Below are 17,611 nucleotides of genomic sequence, written 5' to 3'. Positions count from 1 at the left end.
TTTAACGGAATCCTTACGCGTGTCCGGGTCAGGTCGGGATGCACTGCAGGTCGTCGATGCCCGCGTACTGGTGCGTGGAGGCCGTGTCGGGAACCGTGTAGGTGTATGGGACGCCCGCCTTCAGCGACACGGTGTCGGTGTGCTGATCGATGGAGTCGCCGTCGACGGTGTCCGCGAATCCGACGATCACCTCGGCGGCGGGGCAGTCGCGCTGGGAGGTCAGCAGGAAGGTCCACCCCTGCTCCGGCTGGATCGTCACGCCGTCGATGACGTAACTCTGGTCGGCCGCCGACGGGTCGCCGCTCGACGGGACCGTGGACGGCGCGGCTGCGGAGCCGTTCTGGGAGGCGCCCGCGAGGCTGCGCTGGGCATTGCCGGTAAGGGCGATGACCGCGACGAGCAGGACGACGAGAAGGAGGGCGGTGCTGCCGAGGGCGATGCCGATGATGGCGCCGTTGGAGAGGGGTTTGCGGGGGTGGGCGGGGGCCTGGGGGTAGCCGGGGTAGGGCTGTTGGTATGCGGGCTGCTGAGGAGTGGTGTACTGCGGCGCGGGGGCAGTCTGCGAGTGGAACCCGGGCTGCGGCGGCGGGTATGCGGCGTGCCGGGGTGCTCCCTGCGGCGCTGGAGTCGGCTGAGGCGCATAGGCGGGCTGATTCGTGTTCGGCGTCGGCGGCATGAATCCGCCCTGCGGCGCACCAGCCGGCGGCGTCGGCGGCACTCCCCCTCCCGGCTGCGTCCCGAGCCCGATCGGCGTCGTCCCACCCTGCGGCCGTCCCCAGTCCTGCGGCGCACCAGCGCTCTGCGGCGGCTGCCAGCGGACCCCGGCGAGCAGGGCGTCCCTCGCCCGCGCGAGCGCGTCGACGGCGGCGATGTCCCTTTCCGGGACGGTCGCGATGTGTGCGGCGTACGCTTCGCCGATCTGCGCTTCCGTCGCGTTCTCGGGGAGCCCGAGCAGGGCGGCCGCCTCGGCGGGCGTCACGGTCGCACCGCGGTGACGCCGGACTGGCCGGGGATCATGCGCTCTGGCTGCTGCATGCGTTGATCGTAGCGGCCGGTCGCGGCCCGACACAGTGCCGACGCGGCGCTCAACACCCCGCCAGGATCCCCTTGAGCGCTGCGCCCTCCGCGGCCGTCACCCACAGTCCGTACTTCGCCTTCACCGCGACCTGGCGGGCCGCGTACTCGCAGCGGAATCCGCGGTTCGGCGGCAGCCAGGTCGCGGCGTCGCCCGCGCCTTTCGCCTGGTTCGTCGCCCCGTCCACCGCCAGCAGCTCGAGCGGGTCGTTCGCGAGCTGGACGCGCGCCCTCTTGGCTCAACCCCTGGGCGCCGGTCTGCCAGGCGTCGAGCAGCGCGACGACGTGGTCGATCTGGACGAGCGCCGACGTCTGCACCCCACGGGTGAACGCGATGCTGCGGCCGGTGTACGGGTCGCTCAGGGTGCCGGTGAGGACCGCGCAGTCCGCGCGCCGGGTGGCCGCGGCGAGGTCGCGGGCGAGGATGTCGTCCCGCGTGTCGCAGCCGTTCCTGTCGACGTCGAGCCACGCCTCGCCGAAGCGGGCGACGCGGTCGTACCCGGTCGCGGGCGCGCGGCCCTTCACCGGGAGCTGAGCGAGCGCGGCACGTGCGCCTGACGCGTCGAGCACGCCCGCAGCCGTGCGGGCGCCGGGCGGGGAGGGGAGCGCCGGCGTCGAGGCGCCTGCCGCCGTCGGTCCGGCCGGAGCGCCTCCGCCGTTCAGCGCGGCGTAGCCTCCCGCTCCGGCGAGGGCCAGCAGCAGCGCGACCGCAGCGACCGGCCACGGCGCCGCACGACGGCGCCGCGCCGACGTCCTGCTCACAGGAACGAGTCGTCGGAGAGGCCGCGGTGGAGCCCGCGGCGGGAGAGGTGGACTCCCGGCCGCTGGGAGGTCGCGATCTCGCCGAGCTCCCGCATCACCCTCCCGAAGTACGGCGCCGCGGTCGCGTTGCGGTAGGCGCCCGGGTTGAGGTCGGCCTCGTTGCGCAGCCGGATCTCGGCGCGCGCGGCTTCGACCGGGGCGATGATCTTGGCGCCGCTGCGGAAGCGGATGAGCCGGTGCACCCACTGGTCCAGAGCCTCCGGGAGCCCCGCCGGAACGCGATCGTGCTCGGCGGCGAGGGAGGCGCGCTGCGCTCCCGCGCTGTCGGGCGCTGTGGCGTACCGTTCGCGCGGCGGGCCGTCGGCCTGCCGCCGCTCGGAACGCAGCACCGAGAGGAGGTCGTCGCTGCGGTTGGCCTGCTGCGCGAGCACGCCCAGCGCGTCGACAGCCGAGCTGTACTCCTCCTCGTAGCCCGAGTAGTCGGCCGGATGCGCGGACCGATCGTGGAGGAGGTCGGTGCGCGCGGACGCCGCCTGCCCCTTGGTGAGCACCGTGCGCCCATTGCGGACCCGCTCGAGACGCCAGGACCAGGTGGACAGCAGTTCCGGCATCAGGTGGCTCATCCCTCCACTGTAGGAACAGCCACCGACACCGGGGCGACCGACACGAGGTCACCGGGACGCTCGGCGGCGACCGGTGGTGGAAGCGCTGTGTTCTGCGACGGTATTCCGGGACGGTATTGGGATATCGGTCACCGGCACCGCCCGTGTCATCCCCTCGCGGTAGCGTTGTCCCCGCCGTGAACGTCCTCCCCCGCCGCCCGCTCGATCGCGAGATCCTGCAGCTCGCCGTCCCTGCGCTCGGCGCGCTCGTGGCCGAGCCGCTGTTCCTGCTGGCCGACTCGGCCATGGTCGGGCACCTCGGGGTTGCGCCACTCGCCGGGCTCGGGATCGCGAGTGCCATCCTGCAGACCGTCGTGGGGCTCATGGTGTTCCTCGCCTACTCGACCACGCCCGCCGTCGCGCGCCGGCTGGGCGCGGGTGACGAACGGGGGGCGGTCGCCGCCGGGGTGGACGGGAGCTGGCTGGCGCTCGCCCTCGGAGTCGTGCTCGCGGCGGCCGGATGGGCGGCCTCCCCGCTGCTGGTGGGGCTGTTCGGCGCGTCGGCCGAGGTCGCCTCCCAGGCGGAGACCTATCTCTCGATCTCGATGCTCGGCCTCCCGGCCATGCTGCTCGTGTTCGCGATGACCGGGCTGCTCCGCGGCCTCCAGGACACGCGCACCCCGCTCGCAGTCGCCGTCGCGGGGTTCGGGGCGAACATCCTGCTCAACTTCTGCTTCATCTATCTGGCCGGACTCGGTATCGCCGGCTCCGCGCTCGGGACCGTCGTGGCGCAGTGGGCGATGGTCGTCGTGTACGCGGTCGTGGTGGTCCGGCACGCGCGACGCGTCGGCTCACCGCTGCTCCCGCACCATGCCGGGATCGGCCGGACCGCCCGCGCGGGAGGGTGGCTGTTCCTGCGCACGGCGAGCCTGCGCGCGGCGATGCTGCTGGCCGTGTTCTGCGCGACCCGGCTGGGACCGGACGAGCTCGCGGCCTTCCAGGTGACGATGACCGTCTTCGCGACGCTCGCGTTCGCCCTTGATGCGCTCGCGATCGCGGCGCAGGCGCTGGTCGGCAAGGGGCTCGGCGCCGGGGAGCCCGGCGACGTCCGCGAGGTCCTGCGCCGGTGCGTGCAGTGGGGGCTCGGCGCCGGCGTGGTCCTCGGCGCGGCGACCGTCGCGCTCAGCCCGGTCGCGGCGGGACTGTTCACGAGCAGCCCGTCGGTGGCGGCGCTGCTGCCGGCGGCGCTCGCCATCATCGGGGTGAGCGCGCCGCTGGGCGGCTACGTGTTCGTGCTCGACGGTGTGCTGATCGGCGCGGGAGACGCGCGTTATCTTGCGCTGACGGGGGTGCTGAACGTCGCGGTGTTCGTGCCGCTGGCGCTCGCGGTGGTGGCCTGGGGGTCGCCTGACGCGGGCGGGCTCGCGGCGCTGACGGCGGCGTTCGCGTTCGGGTACCTCGGGGCGCGGGCGGTGACGCTGGGGTTGCGGGCGCGCGGGCGGGTGTGGATGCGGGCGGGGGCGGAGCGGTAGCGGGGCGCAGGCGCACCCCGCTACCTCCGGCTTAGCCCAACCACTCCCGCGCCGCCGCCACCAGCGCCCGCACGCCCACGTCGATCGTCGGCTGCGCCACCGGCGCGAAGAACGGCGAGTGGTTGGACGGGATGTCCGTCTCCACGGTCCCCGCCGCGATCGCCGCGCGCACGGTCTCCGGGTCGCCACCGCCGAGCAGCCAGTAGACGAGCGGGACGCCCGCGGCCGTCGCCAGGTTGCCGACGTCCTCGCTGCCGGACAGCGCACCCGGCTCGAGGACGGCCTCCTCGCCGAACTCGGACGCGAACGCGGCGTTCACGCGGGCCGTGGCCTCCGGATCGTTGACCGTGACCGGGTAGCGCTCGCCCCACTCCGTCGTCGGCTCGTGCGGGGAGCCGCTGGCCAGCAGCTCGGCGCGGAGGATGCGGTCGACGCCCTCCAGCACGCGGGCGCGGACGGTCTCGTCGAAGCTGCGCACGCTGATCCCGAGGGTCGCCGACGGCGCGATGATGTTGTTCTTGGTGCCGGCGTGGAGGGTGCCGACCGTGACCACCGCTGTGTCCTGCGGTGCTGTCTCGCGCGACACGACGGTCTGCAGGCGCATGACCGCTGAGGCCGCCATGACCACCGGGTCGATGGTCGTCTCCGGGCGCGAGCCGTGACCGCCACGGCCGTGCAGCGTCACCTCGAAGGCGTCGACCGCGGCCATCGCGGGGCCGGGATGGGCGCCCACCATGCCGGCGGGGAACGGGGTGACGTGCTGGCCGAGCACGATGTCCGGCGTGGGGACCTTCGCGTAGAGGCCGTCCTGGACCATCACGTCCGCGCCGCCGCCGTGCTCCTCCGCCGGCTGGAACACGGCCACGACCGTCCCCGACCAGTCGTCGGTGGAGGTGGCGAAGCGCTCGACGGCGCCGAGCAGGCAGGTGATGTGGATGTCGTGGCCGCACGCGTGCATGACCGGGACGGGGTTGCCATCGTCGCCGGGCGCGGTCTGGGTCGACGCCCACGGGAGGCCGGTCTCCTCGCGGACGGGCAGCGCGTCCATGTCGGCGCGCAGCAGCACGGTCGGGCCGTCGCCGTTGCGGAGCACGCCGGCGACGCCGGTGCGGCCGATGCCGGTGTGCACCTCCAGACCGAGGGCGGACAGGTGCTCGGCGACGATGCCAGCGGTGCGGTGCTCCTGGAACGAGAGCTCAGGGTGGGCGTGGAGGTCGCGGTAGAGGGCTTCGAGGTCCATGCGGTCCACCCTATGCGGGTGTCGGCAACGGAGGAGATCGGTGGGGCTGTGGCACGGGAAGTCGGTCAGCGGAGGAGATCCGAGCGGTGGCGGGGTGGAAGTCCTCCGTTGGCGACGGGGGGGGGACGGGAGCGGGGTGGGGCGGGGTGAGGGGTTAGGGGTTAGGGGTGGGGTTCGGCGGTGGTGTTGCCGGGGTGGAACTCGCTGGTGAAGGAGGTGGGGGTCGGGGCGCGGCCCTCCAGCATGTCGACGATGGCGCGGCCGGCGGCGCGGCCCTTCTCGACGGCGGGCTGGACCAGGGTGGTGAGGTCGTAGGGCCAGAGGCCGTCGACGCGGACGCCGTCGAAGCCGACAACGCTGACGTCGCCCGGCACCGACAGGCCGAGCTCCTCGGCGGCGCGGATCACGCCGGCGGCGAGCAGGTCGCTCTGGGCGACGATCGCGGTGGGGCGGTGGGACGGGTCGCCGAGCAGCGCGGCGCCGGCGATCCGGCCCTCCTCCACGAACGAGCCGCGGGTCGTCCAGCCGCCCGCGTCGGGGAACACGTCCCTGGCGCCGGCGAGGCGCTCGGTGGCGGTGGTGGAGCTGCTGGCGCGCACGATCGCGGGGGTCAGCGGACCGCGCACGCGGTCGCGCGGGAGCGGCAGTGTGACGACCGCGACGTCGCGGTGGCCGAGGTCGTGGAGGTGCTGGGCGGCGAGGCGGGTGGCCTCCCGGTTGTCCTGGCCGATCGAGGGGACGTCGTCGGCCGGGTCGCCCTCGATCGCCACGAGCGGGATGCCGCGCTGGCGCAGCATCGCGACCGACTCGTCGAGGCGCGGGCTGCAGCCGACCAGCACCACCGCGTCCATCGGGGCGTCCTCGATGCGCTGGGCGGTCTCCCCCGCGTCGGTGAGGATGAGGAGGCCGGCGTCGACGGCGGCGATCTCGTCGGAGATGCCGTCGAGCAGGGCGATCTTGATCGGGTCGCGGAACGCGTCGCCGACCCGCTCCTCCATCACGACGCCGACGATCCCCGACCGGCCGCGGCGCAGCGAGCGGGCGCGTGGGTCGGGCCCGGCGTAGTTGAGCTGCTTGGCGGCGTCCAGGACACGCTCGCGCGTGGAGTCCGAGACGGGGCCCGTGCCGGAGAAGGCGAGGGAGGCGGTGGAGTTGGAGACACCGGCCAGGCGGGCGACGGCGGCCAGCGTCGGCCGGGTGCCCGCGAGGGGTGTGCTGCTGTCGTTCACGTGTGGTAGCTTAGTCGAATCGTTTCGATCGAAACGATTCGAGTGGCGAAATCCGCTCCCCCACCAGAACCCGCCGGCCGCTCGCGGCCCCCGCTCCTCCCAGGACAGCCGATGTCACAGCCGACCCCGACGACGACCCGCGACCGCGGCGAACTGCGCGCCTGGCGCAACGCGGTCTTCGTCATCTTCATCCTCAGCGGACTCGCGATGGCGACCTGGGTGGCCCGCATCCCCGGCGTGCGCGACGACCTCGACCTCGGCCGCGACCCGTCGTCGGTCGGACTGCTCATCCTCGGGATGTCGGCCGGCGCCATCGTCGGGCTGTCGGTGTCCTCCCTCGTGCTGGTGCGCTTCGGCCCGCACAAGGGGATGGTCGGGAGCCTGGTGATCGTAGCGATCGGCACGCTGGCGATCGGCTTCGGCTCGACTGTGTTCCACGCGGTGCCGATGGTGGCGGTCGGCCTCATCCTGCTCGGCTTCGGCAACGGGATGGTCGACGTGATGATGAACGTCGAGGGCACGGCGGTCGAGCGGGAGATCGGCAAGACGCTGATGCCGCTCATGCACGCCTTCTTCAGCCTGGGCACGGTGCTCGGCGCCGGGATGGGCGCGGCCGCCGCGGCCCTCCACATCGGCGTCGTCTGGCACCTCTCCTTCATCGCCGTCGTGCTCGTCGTGGTGGCGCTGGTCGCGATCCGCTTCATCCCGCGGGAGGCCGACCTCGGCGACGAGACGGCCGAGAAGCCGCGCGTCCCGTTCGGTCAGCGGCTGCGCGCGTCGCTGGCGGTGTGGGCGGACTGGCGGCTCATCCTCATCGGCGTGGTCATGCTCGGCATGGCGTTCGGCGAGGGCTCGGCCAACGACTGGATCGCGCTGGCCACGGTCGACGGCCACGGCCAGTCCAACTCCACCGGCGCGCTCGTATTCGGCTTCTTCGTCGCGGCGATGACGCTCGGCCGCGTGCTCGGCGGACCGATCGTCGACCGGGTAGGACGCGTCGCCGCGATCCGCGTGACGGCGGCGATGGGCGTGGCCGGCCTGCTGCTCTTCATCCTCGGCGGCCCGCTTTGGGTGGCCGTGATCGGCACGGTGCTGTGGGGCTTCGGCGTCTCGCTGGGCTTCCCGCTCGGGATGTCGGCCGCGTCGGAGGGCAACGAGAACCCGGCCGCTCGCGTGTCGGCGGTGGCGATCATCGGGTACTGCGCGTTCCTGGTCGGGCCGCCGCTGATCGGGTTCCTGGGCAAGGAGTTCGGCCTCCTGAACGCGCTGTACCTCATCCTCGTGCTGCTGGTCGCGTCGTTCCTCGCGGCGCCAGCGGTGCGCCCCGCTGCGCAGCGCCGGACGCGCCTGGAGCCCGCCGCCGAGTAGCCCGCCGCACATTCGGCACGAATGTTGGGTATCGCGGCGCGAAACGTGACATTCGGCACGAATGTGCGTGCGCTACGCGAACGCCAGGCAGACGGGGGTCGGGACCGGCGACGAGCCGAGCCGGCGCAGCGCGCGCGACGCGGCGTCGAACGCGAAGACGACCACCTCGTCGCTGTCCTGGCACGCGGCGAGCACGCGGTCGCCCTCCGGCGACAGCACGAGGTCTCGCGGGGCGCGGCCGCCCACCGGCACGACATCCACGAGGTCGACGGCCGACGACGCCGCGTCGAAGGCGAACACCGCGATCGTGTCGTCCCCGCGGTTGGTGACGAGCACCGTGCGCCCGTCGTCCGTCACCCGCACGGCGGCGGGCAGGTTCGCGCCCGCGGTGTCCGGGCCGCGCGTGCCCGCCGAGGCGACCCGCTCGAACCGGTCGCCCTCCCGGCGCAGCACGTCGAGCGTGCTGTCCAGCTCGTTCAACAGGAGGGCGTGCCGACCGTCCGGGTGGAACGCGAGATGGCGCGAGCCCGCCGCGCCGACCGTGACGGTCGCCTCGGGGCGCAGTGTCAGCGAACCGGACGACGACAGCTCGTACCAGCGCACCTCCCCCAGCCCGAGGTCGACCACCACGACATCCCCGGTCACCGGGTCGACCGAGAGCTGATGGACGTGCGGAACCTCCTGGCGCGCAGGGTCCGGGCCATGGCCTTCGTGCTGGATGAAGGCCGTCCGCTCGCCGATCGCACCGCCGCCGAGAGCGAAGACCGAGACCGTGCCGCCGACGTAGGTCCCGGTCAGCAAGAACTGACCGGAGGGATGCAGCGCCAGGTGCGCGGGCGAGTCCCCGCCGCTCGACACCCGGCCGAGCAGGCGCAGCGAGCCGTCCGCCGAGCGCGCGAACGCCGAGACGCCGCCGTCGGGTCCGGTCTCCTCGACCGCGTAGACGTGGGAGCCGTCCGCCGCCACCGCCACCCACGACGGGTTCGGCAGCTCGGCCGCCACGGCCACCTCCACGACCGCCGTGCCGTCGAAGCGCGCTGAGAGCACGCCATCGGCGTGACCGTCGACGTGCGGGAGGCGCTGCGTGTACGTGCCGATGAGGAGGTCGTGGGCCATCCTCACATCCTGCCAGCACCGTACACTTGACCGGTGCGCCTCGTGATAGCCAACTGTTCCGTCGATTACGCCGGCCGCCTGAGCGCCCACCTCCCGCTCGCCAAGCGCCTGCTCATGCTCAAGGCCGACGGCAGCCTCCTCGTCCACTCCGACGGCGGCTCCTACAAGCCGCTCAACTGGATGAGCCCGCCCTGCACGCTCACGGTCGACGAGCCGGACGAGCTGCAGCAGGAGGCCGGGATCACCGAGGTCTGGCGCGTCACCCAGGCGAAGACGGCCGACATGCTCATCGTGTCCATCCACGAGGTGCTGCACGACTCCGCGCACGAGCTGGGCGTCGACCCCGGGCTGCAGAAGGACGGCGTGGAGGCGCACCTCCAAAAGCTGCTTGCCGAGCAGATCCACCTCCTCGGCGACGGCCACGTGCTGGTCCGCCGCGAGTACATGACCGCGATCGGCCCGGTGGACATCCTGGCCCGCGACGAGCACGGGGCGTCGGTTGCGGTCGAGCTGAAGCGCCGCGGCGACATCGACGGCGTCGAGCAGCTCACCCGCTACCTGGAGCTGATGAACCGCGACCCGCTGCTGGCGCCGGTGTCCGGGGTGTTCGCGGCGCAGGAGATCAAACCTCAGGCCCGCACACTGGCCGAGGACCGGGGCATCCGCTGCCTGGTGCTCGACTACGACGCCATGCGGGGCCTGGACGACAGCGACAGCAGGCTCTTCTGATGGCCGCCCCCGCCGGCCGCTTCCCGCAGACCTACGAGAACGGCCCCGTCCGCAAGGCCCTCGCCGCGATCGCCGCCGAGCCGACGCTGGAGAACCTCCAGGCGCTGCTCGACGCCGCGACGAAGGGCGGCCTCGTTGTCGACGTCACCGGGTCCGAGCCCGGGGAGGTGCGGCTGCGGACCATCCAGTCCACAGCGGGCGAGCCGGTGCTGCCGCTGTTCACCTCGATGAAGGCGCTGCGCAACGCCGTCGGCGCCGCGGGAGGGAAGGGCACGCGGGTGCAGGCCGTGATCGTCCCGGCTGCCGAAGCGCTCGGCTACATCGCCAACGCCGACTTCGTGGCCGTGCAGTTCGACCCGGGAGCCGCCCACACGATGGTCGTCGCGCGCTCGCACATCGAGTCGGCTCTCAGCGAGCACTGACGATACATTCGTACATCTCACATAGCATTAGACGGCTATGACGAACCCGACCACGATCACCGAGGCCCCCGCGCCCGTCGCGCGCACCTGGACCTGCGTCCTCTTCGACCTCGACGGCACCCTCACGGACTCCGCGCCGGGCATCACGTCCTCCCTGGTGCGTATGTTCGAGACGCTCGGCCTCCCGATCCCCACCCCCGCCGAACTCGTGGAGTACGTCGGGCCTCCCCTGCTCGACTCGCTGCAGGAGATGGCCGGCTTCGACGAGGCCGGCGCTCGCGCCGCCCTCACGGTCTACCGCGCGGACTACGCGGCCAACGGCGCGTTCGACAGCGCCGTGTTCCCCGGCGTCCGGGGCCTCCTGCAGCGTCTGCAGGCCGCCGGCATCCCGCTCGCCGTCGCCACCAGCAAGCCGGAGGCCCAGGCCACGCGCATCCTGGAGCACTTCGAGCTCGCGCAGTTCTTCGACGTGATCGCCGGCGCGACCGAGGACGAGAGCCGCAGCGCGAAGGCGGATGTCGTGGCCGACGCGCTGCGTCGCCTCGGCGAGCTGGGCGTCGCGCTCGACCACACCGTGATGGTGGGCGACCGGGCATACGACGTGGAGGGTGCGGGCGAGCACGGCATCCCGACGATCCTCGTGGAGTGGGGCTACGGCTCCCCGGCCGAGGCGGCGGGCGCGATCGCGGTCGTGCACTCGGCCGACCAGCTCAGCACGCTGCTGCTGGGCTGAGCCGGGCGCCGGAGGCCCGCGGCGATCAGTGTCGGAGGCTGCGCAGTACGCTGGAGTGTTGTACTACCGAACCGCATACAGCACTAGGAAGAATGATGCGCACCAACAGCAAACTGCTCGTCCCCGCCGCCCTCGTCGCGGCACTGTCCATCGCCGCACTGACCGGCTGCTCCGGCAGCGGTAACGGCTCCAGCTCGACGCCCTCGGCGTCGGCTTCCCAGGAGGCGACCTCCATGTCGCTCCCGTCCGACTTCCCGAAGTCGGACGTCCCGATCGTCGCGGGCACCGTCCTCGTGGCCAACGGCGACAAGAACGACGGCTGGTCCGTCACCGTCCAGCCGAAGGACAAGAACGGCTTCGCCGACGCGAAGGCCGCTCTCGAGAAGGCCGGTTACACGGTCCAGCCCGGCGCGACCGACAGCAAGGCCGTCTACAAGAACGCCACGTACACCGTCGCCGTGGGCACCCCCGGCGTCGCCGTGACGTATCTCGTCACCGCCAACTGACGATCGAACAGTGAGTAGTCGCGGGAATCGCACGGTCGATTCCCGCGACTTCTCACGTTTCGGCGGCTACGCGTCGATGATGCGGACGAGTTCGTCGATGAAGGCGGTGAAGGTGTCGGCGCGGCGGATGAGGCCGAGGACGGCCTCCCGGTCGGAGAAGACCTCCACGAACTGATCGAAGACGGTCTGGAACGCCGCCCGGCCGCCCTCCGAGAACGCGATGAACGCGATCACGTTCACCCGCGCGTCACCCCAGTCCATCGCGGTGTCGTTGACGACGATCGCGATCGCCGTCCGCTTGGCGTTCATCGTCATCGCGTGCGGCACTGCGAGGGTGTCCGTGAAGGCCGTGGACGACATCTGCTCGCGCTCGACCGCCTGCTCCACGTAGTCGCGGCCGATCGCGTCCGTCGCGATCATCCTGTCCCCGAGGGCGCGGATCATCGTGATCGCGTCGCGCGCGTAGAAGTTGCGCAGGAACAGGCTCTCGTCGAAGTACTCCAGCAGCTCGTTCTTGATCCCGGCCCTGCGGCGCTGCCGGCGGATGCGCGCGACCGACTGCCGGATGTGCTCCACGTCGGTCGCGGTGAGGAACGGCTGCACGATGACCGTGTTCTCCCGCCGCCCGCGCGGGTCGATCGTGGTCAGCACCAGGTCGGCGTCGATCGCTGACCAGTCGGCGTCGGTGGAGGTGATGACGCTCACGATGTCCAACTCGTCGCCGAGCGCGCTCTCCAGCTTCTCGCGCAGCAGGATGTGCATGTCGTAGTAGTTCGGGCAGACGACCGCGGTGCGCACGGCGTCCCTGCGGCGCGACTGCTGCTCCAGATAGGCGCCGACATGCATCGCGATGTAGGCGATCTCGTCGTCGTTGACCGCGATCCCCTCGGCCGCCTGCAACCGGCTGGCGATGTAGACGGCCAGCTCGTAGGTCATCGGGTACGAGCTCTTGATGGAGCGGGTGAGCGGGTTGCGCGAGTAGGTGTTCTCGTGCGCCCTCGCCACCAGGTTCTGGACGTGCAGGGTGAGCCGCACGATGAAGTCCTCGTCGCGGAGGTCGACCAGGTACTCGGTGGAGGCCCGCGCGACGATCCCGCGCACGGTCTCGAGGTCGGCCTCGCTGACGAACTCGGCGACACTGTCGGCGCGCGCTCCCGGCGCGATGACCCGCGTGCGCAGCAGGATGGCGAGGTAGCGCAGCTCGGTCGGGTCGAGCTCCACGTCGAAGTGGGTGCGCACGAGCCCGCCGAGGTCGTCCGCCAGCCCGCGCAGGGCCTCCCCCGCCTCCGCCGCGCCCGCCGCCGGGAGCACCCGGTCCTTGGCGACGCGGTCGAGGGCGACGGCCATGTGCAGCAGCACGTCGTTGATGCCGTACTCGTTGACGAAGAACCCGCGCGCGTCCAGCATCTCGACCAGATCGGATTTGAACGCGGCCAGCCCCTCCGACTCGAACGCCTCCTGGATGCGCGAGATGTCGACGACGCCCTGCCGCATCTCGTCCCGGAACAGCCGGCTGATCAGCTTGCGCCGCGCGATCTCCGGCCCGTTCAACCGCGCGACCGGACCGTGCCGGTCGAGTTCGAGCTCGGTGTCGGCGAGGAGGCTGCGGACCCGGGTGAGGTCCGACTCGATGGTCGAATCGCTCACGAAGAGGCTCTCCGCCGTCTCGTAGACGTCGATCCCCTCCGGCTCGTCGAGCAGCCGCCGGGCGAGGAAGGCGAGGCGCTCCTGCGGCGAACCCGCCGACGGGGAGGACCCTGGTGTGTCGGCGAGGTAGGCGGCGTAGGCCTCCCCCTTCACGCGGTAGCCGTTCGGCCCCGACTCGACCAGCTCGCCGAGCGCGGCGGAGTAACTGCGGATGCTGCGGGAGGTCACGCCCAGGTCGTGCGCCAGCTCGGCGGCCGTCACCCAGGCAGCACGACGCGACAGGATGTCGAGCATCCTCGTCTGCTTCGCCGAGAGCGCCATGCGACGCGACCACCTTTCCGCAACCGAGTCAATCACTCGGCCGGGGTTACCGCAGGCGGGCCGCGCCAGATTTCCGGCCCTCAGGAAGAACGGCTGGGCGCTCGCTCAGCCCGCATCCACAAGGTAGATGCGCAGGGCACTACCCGACGCCGGAAAGTATTCCGCACTAGGCCACACATTGTTGGAGACATACCCTCCTGCTTCCCATCGCATGATGATGCGTGCCGTCCTTCCGGTGAGTTCGGGAGCCCATCCGGTGCCTGCCTCGACCACGAAGGGCGCCGTGCTGGCGTAGCGGGTGGCCAACGGGTATCGGCCCGTCGACGAGTCTCGTTCGCTTATCTCCTCAGGGATTTCCCGCTTGCTGTCGAACGTGTCTTCCATGCCGAAGGTCACCCCGGAAATGCCCGTGTCTGACGCCTTGAACATTCGAAATTCGGTCTGCCAGGTCACCGGATTCGTGCATGCGTAGCGGACGATCAATCGCCCGCCTCCGAGGGAGACCGGCGAGGGGTGCCACATCCGCGGCTGCTCCAGCGTCTGGGCACCGTTCCAGGTGGAGATGTAGGTCGCGAGAGGCTCGCCCGCGACGTTGTTCATATCGTTCGCCACCGCGGTGAGGTCGCTGATCCGCCATGTCGTCCCGGCAGAGTTGACCTGCCCGGTCGGGCGCGCTGCGTAGAGCTTCGTGTCACCGTGCGGATTGTTGCGCGGGTAGGTGAGCATCACGCGGCCGGAGTAGTCGAAGCCGACTTGAACCTGACCATTCACCAACCCCCCGTGAGTACCGGCATCGACCAACGTCTCAGACCTCATTGGAGTGAAAGGAAGACTCAACGCAATTCCTGGGTCAACCGGATTCCGATTCATCGGATACCAGTCCTTCAGGTTCCTCGACCATGCATACGAAAGGTTCGTGTTCTTGCTGTCGTGGCCTCGCCAAACCCAAGCCACGTGGAACATCCCACCCGACTTATCGTCCCGCCACACCGGTGTGGTCGGGTATGCCCCGTACACGCCGGGCGCCGTCTTGAAGTCTTTGCCGTCACCGTTCCAGAGGGGGGCAAGCCCCGTCACACTCGACCAGCGGGTCGAAGCGGCGTCGTACGAATAGATGAAGTTGTTCGCTGCGTTCGTGATCCCATCTCGGAAGATCATGTGCAGCGCTCCGTCCCCACCCTGAAAGAAGGTGGGATAGCTTGCAACGCGCTCATTGGAAAGAGATGACATCCAGCCGTTCTTCGACGCGCCGGGCAGCTCCGAACGGAATGTCAGCGATCCAAGGTCCCCGGGTACGGTTTCGCGCCAGTACAGGATGTCCTCGTTGTGGATGGCGCCTGCCAGATGAAGCGCGCCGGAAGAGTCGACTGCGATGCTCAGTTCCTGGTGCGAATCGCTACGATCCCTCTCCAGGGTCACCTCGGACCAACCCACGCGGTTATCGGACGCATCCAACAGCAGCTTTCGTGGTTTCTCGGTCGACCACGCACCGTCTGCAGTCTGAGCGGCGACCGTCAAGGTGAACGTCGCGTCGTAGTACGCGACGTAGGTGATCCCCCGGGGTTCATCTCGAACCACCGCTTGATTCAGCGAGAACGCTGCGGCCGTGTTCTCCTGCCTCCCGGTGGCATCGGTGACTGGACGTGAGGCGAGGACCTCCGGGCCGTCTTCAAGCACGGGCGCCGCGACATTCGCGGGGTTGCAGTTGAGAGCTGCGGCCGCCTGCACGGGCGTGGCTCGCATAGAGCCGCCGGCCAGAACGGTCAGGACCGCTCCGAACGCCAGAAAGTTGGTAATACTCTTGTGATTCACATTGAAACACTAATGCATGATGAACTGTCTGTCGGTTTCCGCACCCCCAGGAAGAAACCCTCCTGGCCCCCACCTGGGCGTCAGGGCGAGCATGGTCACGATCCACCGGACCACCCGTTCCACCCCGTTTCACCCGTTCGTGCACCACCGGAAGGCATGAGGTCGATGAAGATCATCGTTGTCTGCGGCGCCGGCGCCTCCAGCACCTTCGTCGCTGTGAAGCTCCGCAGCGCCGCTGCGGCACGCGGGCTGCGGGTGCAGGTCGCCGCGGGCAGCGCGAGCCAGCTCGACTCGCTCGCCGCGGTGGACGTCGTGCTCGTCGGCGCGCACCTGGAGTCCGTGGTCCCCGCGCTGCGTGCGCGGGCCGCCGCCACCGGCACCGCCGTCGCCGTCCTGCCGCCCGTGTCGCCCGCCGCACTCGACGGTGCACTCGCGCTGGATCTGGCCCTGAACGCGAAGGCCGGGGCACGATGAGAGCCACTGGCACCGCGGAACTGCGGCGTACCGTGCCACTCGACAACGAAGGAGACCGGAACAATGGCTGAGCGGATCATCACCGTCGGATCGACCCACGGGCTGCACGCCCGTCCCGCCAAGCTCTTCGTGGAGGCCGTCGGCGCCTCCGGTGCGAAGGTGTCGCTGTCGAAGGAGGGCGGCCGCACGGTGGACGCCGGCAGCATCCTCGGCGTCATCTCGCTGGGCATCGACCACGGCGACAAGATCGTGCTGACGACCGACGCCGCGAACGGCGAATCCGTCCTCGACGACCTGGCCGTGATCCTCACCACGGACCACGACGCCTGATCATGTCCGAGACCACAGACCAGACAGCGGCGACGACGCAACTCACCGGGGCCGGCATCGGGCAGGGCATCGCGCTGGGCCGCGTGCTCCGGATGTCCGACCCGCTGCCCGAGCCGGAGGCGACCCCGAGCACCCGCACCCCGGACGAGGAGAAGGCCCGCGTCGCGCAGGCCGTCGCGACCGTCGCCGCCGACCTGCGCGAGCGCGCCGGCCGGGTGACCGGGACCGCGGCGGACGTTCTGGAGGCGCAGTCGATGATGGCGGAGGACTCCTCCCTCGCCGACGACGTGGCCTCCCGGATCGACGGCGGCACGACAGCCGAGCGAGCGGTGTTCGAGGGCTTCGGGGTGTTCCGCGACATGCTCATCGGCCTCGGCGGCTACATGGGCGAGCGCGCCACCGACCTGGACGACGTGGCCCAGCGGGTGATCGCGGCTCTGGAGGGCCACGCCGCGCCGGGCGTTCCGGAGTCGGACGAGCCGTACATCCTGGTGGCCCGCGACCTCGCTCCGGCCGACACGGCGCTGCTCGACCTGACGAAGGTCCTCGGCCTCGTCACCCGGGAGGGCGGGCCGACCTCCCACACCGCGATCCTGGCCCGCGAGAAGGCGATCGTCGCGATCGTCGGCGTCGCAGGCGCTGACGACCTGGCTGCGGGCACCGAGGTGATCCTCGACGCCGGAGCCGGCGCCGTCACCGTCGCCCCGACCGCGGCGCAGTCCGACGACGCCCGCCGCCGCATCGCCGAGCGGGAGGCCGCCCTCTCCGGCGGTCTCGAGCCCGGCGCGCTGGCCGACGGCACCGCGATCCCGCTGCTGGCCAACCTCGGCTCGGCCGAGGGCGCGCAAAAGGCGATCGACGCAGGAGCGGAGGGCGTCGGCCTGTTCCGCACCGAGTTCCTCTTCCTCGACGCGCGCATGGCGCCGACCGTGGAGCAGCAGCGCGAGCAGTACGTGAAGCTGCTGCATGCGTTCCCCGGCAAGAAGGTCGTCGTGCGGGTGCTCGACGCGGGCGCGGACAAGCCGCTGGAGTTCCTCAACGACGCCCACGAGGACAACCCGGCGCTGGGCCTGCGCGGCATCCGGGCGCTCCGCGCCAACGAGGACATCCTCCGCGAGCAGCTCACCGCCCTCGCCGAGGCCGACGCGCTGACGAAGGCCGACCTGTGGGTGATGGCCCCGATGGTCGCGACCGTCGAGGAGACCCGCTACTTCATGACGCTGGCCGGCGAGTTCGGGCTGAAGACCGTGGGCGTCATGGTGGAGGTCCCGTCCGCCGCGCTGCTGGCCGACCGGGTGCTGCGGGAGGCCTCCTTCGCCTCCATCGGCACCAACGACCTCACCCAGTACACGATGGCCGCCGACCGCCTGCTCGGCTCGGTCGCCGGCTTCCAGGACCCGTGGCACCCTGCCGTCCTCCGCCTCGTCGGCGAGGTCGGCGCTGCCGGGGCCGCGCACGGCAAGCCGGTCGGGATCTGCGGCGAGGCCGCGGCCGACCCGCTGCTCGCGGTGGTGCTCGTCGGCCTCGGCGCGACCACCCTCTCGATGTCGCCCGCGGCCCTCGCCGACGTGCGGCTGTCCCTCACGCGTTACACCCTCGACCAGGCGAGAGCCCTGGCCGGGGCAGCACTGGCCGCCGATGGCGCGGCCGAAGCCCGGGAGGCCGTCCGAACCACGGCCGCCGGGTTCGCCCAACCACCTGCCTAGGCAGGACC

General features: G+C 71.3%; 18 protein-coding genes. 10 read left to right on the top strand and 8 right to left on the bottom strand.

The window, feature by feature from the left end; all coding sequences use genetic code 11:
* Positions 1-28: 28 nt before the first annotated feature.
* Positions 29-979, bottom strand: a complete 951-nt coding sequence (locus ABH923_RS11580; RefSeq protein ID WP_370055514.1) for a hypothetical protein — start codon at positions 977-979, stop codon at positions 29-31.
* A gap of 106 nt (positions 980-1,085) precedes the next feature.
* Positions 1,086-1,262, bottom strand: coding sequence for a hypothetical protein (locus ABH923_RS11575; protein ID WP_370055513.1), 177 nt, complete (start codon positions 1,260-1,262; stop codon positions 1,086-1,088).
* A gap of 46 nt (positions 1,263-1,308) precedes the next feature.
* Between ABH923_RS11575 and ABH923_RS11570 the strand changes: the two genes are divergently transcribed.
* Entirely contained in the window at positions 1,309-1,632 is a 324-nt protein-coding gene (locus tag ABH923_RS11570) for a hypothetical protein (protein ID WP_370055512.1), read from the top strand.
* Positions 1,633-1,832: 200 nt separating this feature from the next.
* Here the strand turns inward: ABH923_RS11570 and ABH923_RS11565 are convergent, their stop codons facing one another.
* Complete coding sequence (locus ABH923_RS11565) at positions 1,833-2,459, bottom strand: hypothetical protein (protein WP_370055511.1); 627 nt, start codon at positions 2,457-2,459, stop codon at positions 1,833-1,835.
* 176 nt (positions 2,460-2,635) lie between these two features.
* Here ABH923_RS11565 and ABH923_RS11560 point away from each other — a divergent pair, with 176 nt between their 5' ends.
* Positions 2,636-3,970 carry an MATE family efflux transporter gene (locus ABH923_RS11560; protein ID WP_370055509.1) on the top strand — a complete coding sequence of 445 codons (1,335 nt, stop codon included), beginning with the start codon at positions 2,636-2,638 and terminating at the stop codon, positions 3,968-3,970.
* Positions 3,971-4,001: 31 nt separating this feature from the next.
* Here the strand turns inward: ABH923_RS11560 and ABH923_RS11555 are convergent, their stop codons facing one another.
* Together ABH923_RS11555 and ABH923_RS11550 are read right to left on the bottom strand one after the other, a co-directional pair.
* A complete protein-coding gene (locus ABH923_RS11555) occupies positions 4,002-5,210 on the bottom strand; it encodes an amidohydrolase (protein ID WP_370055508.1) in 1,209 nt (402 codons plus the stop codon).
* A 161-nt stretch (positions 5,211-5,371) separates the two neighbouring features.
* The gene (locus tag ABH923_RS11550) at positions 5,372-6,439 is read right to left on the bottom strand and encodes a LacI family DNA-binding transcriptional regulator (RefSeq protein ID WP_370055507.1); all 1,068 of its coding nucleotides are present in this window, start codon (positions 6,437-6,439) and stop codon (positions 5,372-5,374) included.
* A gap of 111 nt (positions 6,440-6,550) precedes the next feature.
* Between ABH923_RS11550 and ABH923_RS11545 the strand changes: the two genes are divergently transcribed.
* The gene (locus ABH923_RS11545; RefSeq protein ID WP_370055506.1) at positions 6,551-7,807 is read left to right on the top strand and encodes an MFS transporter; all 1,257 of its coding nucleotides are present in this window, start codon (positions 6,551-6,553) and stop codon (positions 7,805-7,807) included.
* 72 nt (positions 7,808-7,879) lie between these two features.
* Here ABH923_RS11545 and ABH923_RS11540 read toward each other — a convergent pair whose 3' ends face one another.
* Positions 7,880-8,923: a lactonase family protein gene (locus ABH923_RS11540; RefSeq protein WP_370055505.1), complete on the bottom strand. Its 1,044-nt coding sequence runs from the start codon at positions 8,921-8,923 to the stop codon at positions 7,880-7,882.
* Between the two features lie 33 nt (positions 8,924-8,956).
* Between ABH923_RS11540 and nucS the strand changes: the two genes are divergently transcribed.
* The 4 genes from nucS to ABH923_RS11520 all read left to right on the top strand — a co-directional run bounded on the left by nucS (position 8,957) and on the right by ABH923_RS11520 (position 11,313).
* On the top strand, positions 8,957-9,652 hold the full coding sequence (nucS, locus tag ABH923_RS11535; protein ID WP_370055504.1) for an endonuclease NucS: 696 nt from the start codon (positions 8,957-8,959) through the stop codon (positions 9,650-9,652).
* Positions 9,652-10,074, top strand: a complete 423-nt coding sequence (locus tag ABH923_RS11530) for an SseB family protein (protein ID WP_370055503.1) — start codon at positions 9,652-9,654, stop codon at positions 10,072-10,074. The genes nucS and ABH923_RS11530 overlap by 1 nt, the downstream gene beginning before the upstream one ends.
* A gap of 37 nt (positions 10,075-10,111) precedes the next feature.
* Complete coding sequence (locus ABH923_RS11525; RefSeq protein WP_370055502.1) at positions 10,112-10,807, top strand: HAD hydrolase-like protein; 696 nt, start codon at positions 10,112-10,114, stop codon at positions 10,805-10,807.
* A gap of 95 nt (positions 10,808-10,902) precedes the next feature.
* Positions 10,903-11,313, top strand: coding sequence for a hypothetical protein (locus ABH923_RS11520; protein ID WP_370055501.1), 411 nt, complete (start codon positions 10,903-10,905; stop codon positions 11,311-11,313).
* Between the two features lie 66 nt (positions 11,314-11,379).
* On the opposite strand, the gene ABH923_RS11515 is transcribed toward ABH923_RS11520, so the two are convergent.
* Both ABH923_RS11515 and ABH923_RS11510 read right to left on the bottom strand, forming a co-directional pair.
* Positions 11,380-13,281 (bottom strand): transcription antiterminator, encoded by a 1,902-nt coding sequence (locus ABH923_RS11515; RefSeq protein ID WP_370055500.1) that lies wholly within the window; start codon positions 13,279-13,281, stop codon positions 11,380-11,382.
* A 105-nt stretch (positions 13,282-13,386) separates the two neighbouring features.
* Positions 13,387-15,093 (bottom strand): BNR-4 repeat-containing protein, encoded by a 1,707-nt coding sequence (locus tag ABH923_RS11510; protein ID WP_370055498.1) that lies wholly within the window; start codon positions 15,091-15,093, stop codon positions 13,387-13,389.
* A 165-nt stretch (positions 15,094-15,258) separates the two neighbouring features.
* On the opposite strand from ABH923_RS11510, the gene ABH923_RS11505 reads away from it, so the two are divergent.
* The 3 genes from ABH923_RS11505 (at position 15,259) to ptsP (ending at position 17,603) form a co-directional block, all read left to right on the top strand.
* Positions 15,259-15,567 carry a PTS sugar transporter subunit IIB gene (locus ABH923_RS11505; protein WP_370055497.1) on the top strand — a complete coding sequence of 103 codons (309 nt, stop codon included), beginning with the start codon at positions 15,259-15,261 and terminating at the stop codon, positions 15,565-15,567.
* A 63-nt stretch (positions 15,568-15,630) separates the two neighbouring features.
* Positions 15,631-15,897 carry an HPr family phosphocarrier protein gene (locus ABH923_RS11500; protein ID WP_370055496.1) on the top strand — a complete coding sequence of 89 codons (267 nt, stop codon included), beginning with the start codon at positions 15,631-15,633 and terminating at the stop codon, positions 15,895-15,897.
* 2 nt (positions 15,898-15,899) lie between these two features.
* On the top strand, positions 15,900-17,603 hold the full coding sequence (gene ptsP, locus ABH923_RS11495) for a phosphoenolpyruvate--protein phosphotransferase (RefSeq protein ID WP_370055495.1): 1,704 nt from the start codon (positions 15,900-15,902) through the stop codon (positions 17,601-17,603).
* Positions 17,604-17,611 lie beyond the last annotated feature (8 nt).

Source organism: Leifsonia sp. EB41 (assembly GCF_041262565.1).
In the GTDB taxonomy this organism is placed as follows: Bacteria; Actinomycetota; Actinomycetes; order Actinomycetales; family Microbacteriaceae; genus Leifsonia.
Note: the sequence above shows the minus strand (reverse complement) of the source record. Positions and strands in the feature narration are given on the sequence as shown.

Bases quoted from the DNA above. Each gene is read 5' to 3' on its own strand.
- ABH923_RS11545 (WP_370055506.1), top strand. From the start codon at position 6,551: ATGTCACAGCCGACCCCGACGACGACCCGCGACCGCGGCGAACTGCGC.
- ABH923_RS11505 (WP_370055497.1), top strand. From the start codon at position 15,259: ATGAAGATCATCGTTGTCTGCGGCGCCGGCGCCTCCAGCACCTTCGTC.
- ABH923_RS11515 (WP_370055500.1), bottom strand. From the start codon at position 13,281: ATGGCGCTCTCGGCGAAGCAGACGAGGATGCTCGACATCCTGTCGCGT.
- ABH923_RS11525 (WP_370055502.1), top strand. From the start codon at position 10,112: ATGACGAACCCGACCACGATCACCGAGGCCCCCGCGCCCGTCGCGCGC.
- ABH923_RS11555 (WP_370055508.1), bottom strand. From the start codon at position 5,210: ATGGACCTCGAAGCCCTCTACCGCGACCTCCACGCCCACCCTGAGCTC.
- ABH923_RS11530 (WP_370055503.1), top strand. From the start codon at position 9,652: ATGGCCGCCCCCGCCGGCCGCTTCCCGCAGACCTACGAGAACGGCCCC.
- ABH923_RS11520 (WP_370055501.1), top strand. From the start codon at position 10,903: ATGCGCACCAACAGCAAACTGCTCGTCCCCGCCGCCCTCGTCGCGGCA.
- ABH923_RS11540 (WP_370055505.1), bottom strand. From the start codon at position 8,923: ATGGCCCACGACCTCCTCATCGGCACGTACACGCAGCGCCTCCCGCAC.
- ptsP (WP_370055495.1), top strand. From the start codon at position 15,900: ATGTCCGAGACCACAGACCAGACAGCGGCGACGACGCAACTCACCGGG.
- ABH923_RS11565 (WP_370055511.1), bottom strand. From the start codon at position 2,459: ATGAGCCACCTGATGCCGGAACTGCTGTCCACCTGGTCCTGGCGTCTC.
- ABH923_RS11500 (WP_370055496.1), top strand. From the start codon at position 15,631: ATGGCTGAGCGGATCATCACCGTCGGATCGACCCACGGGCTGCACGCC.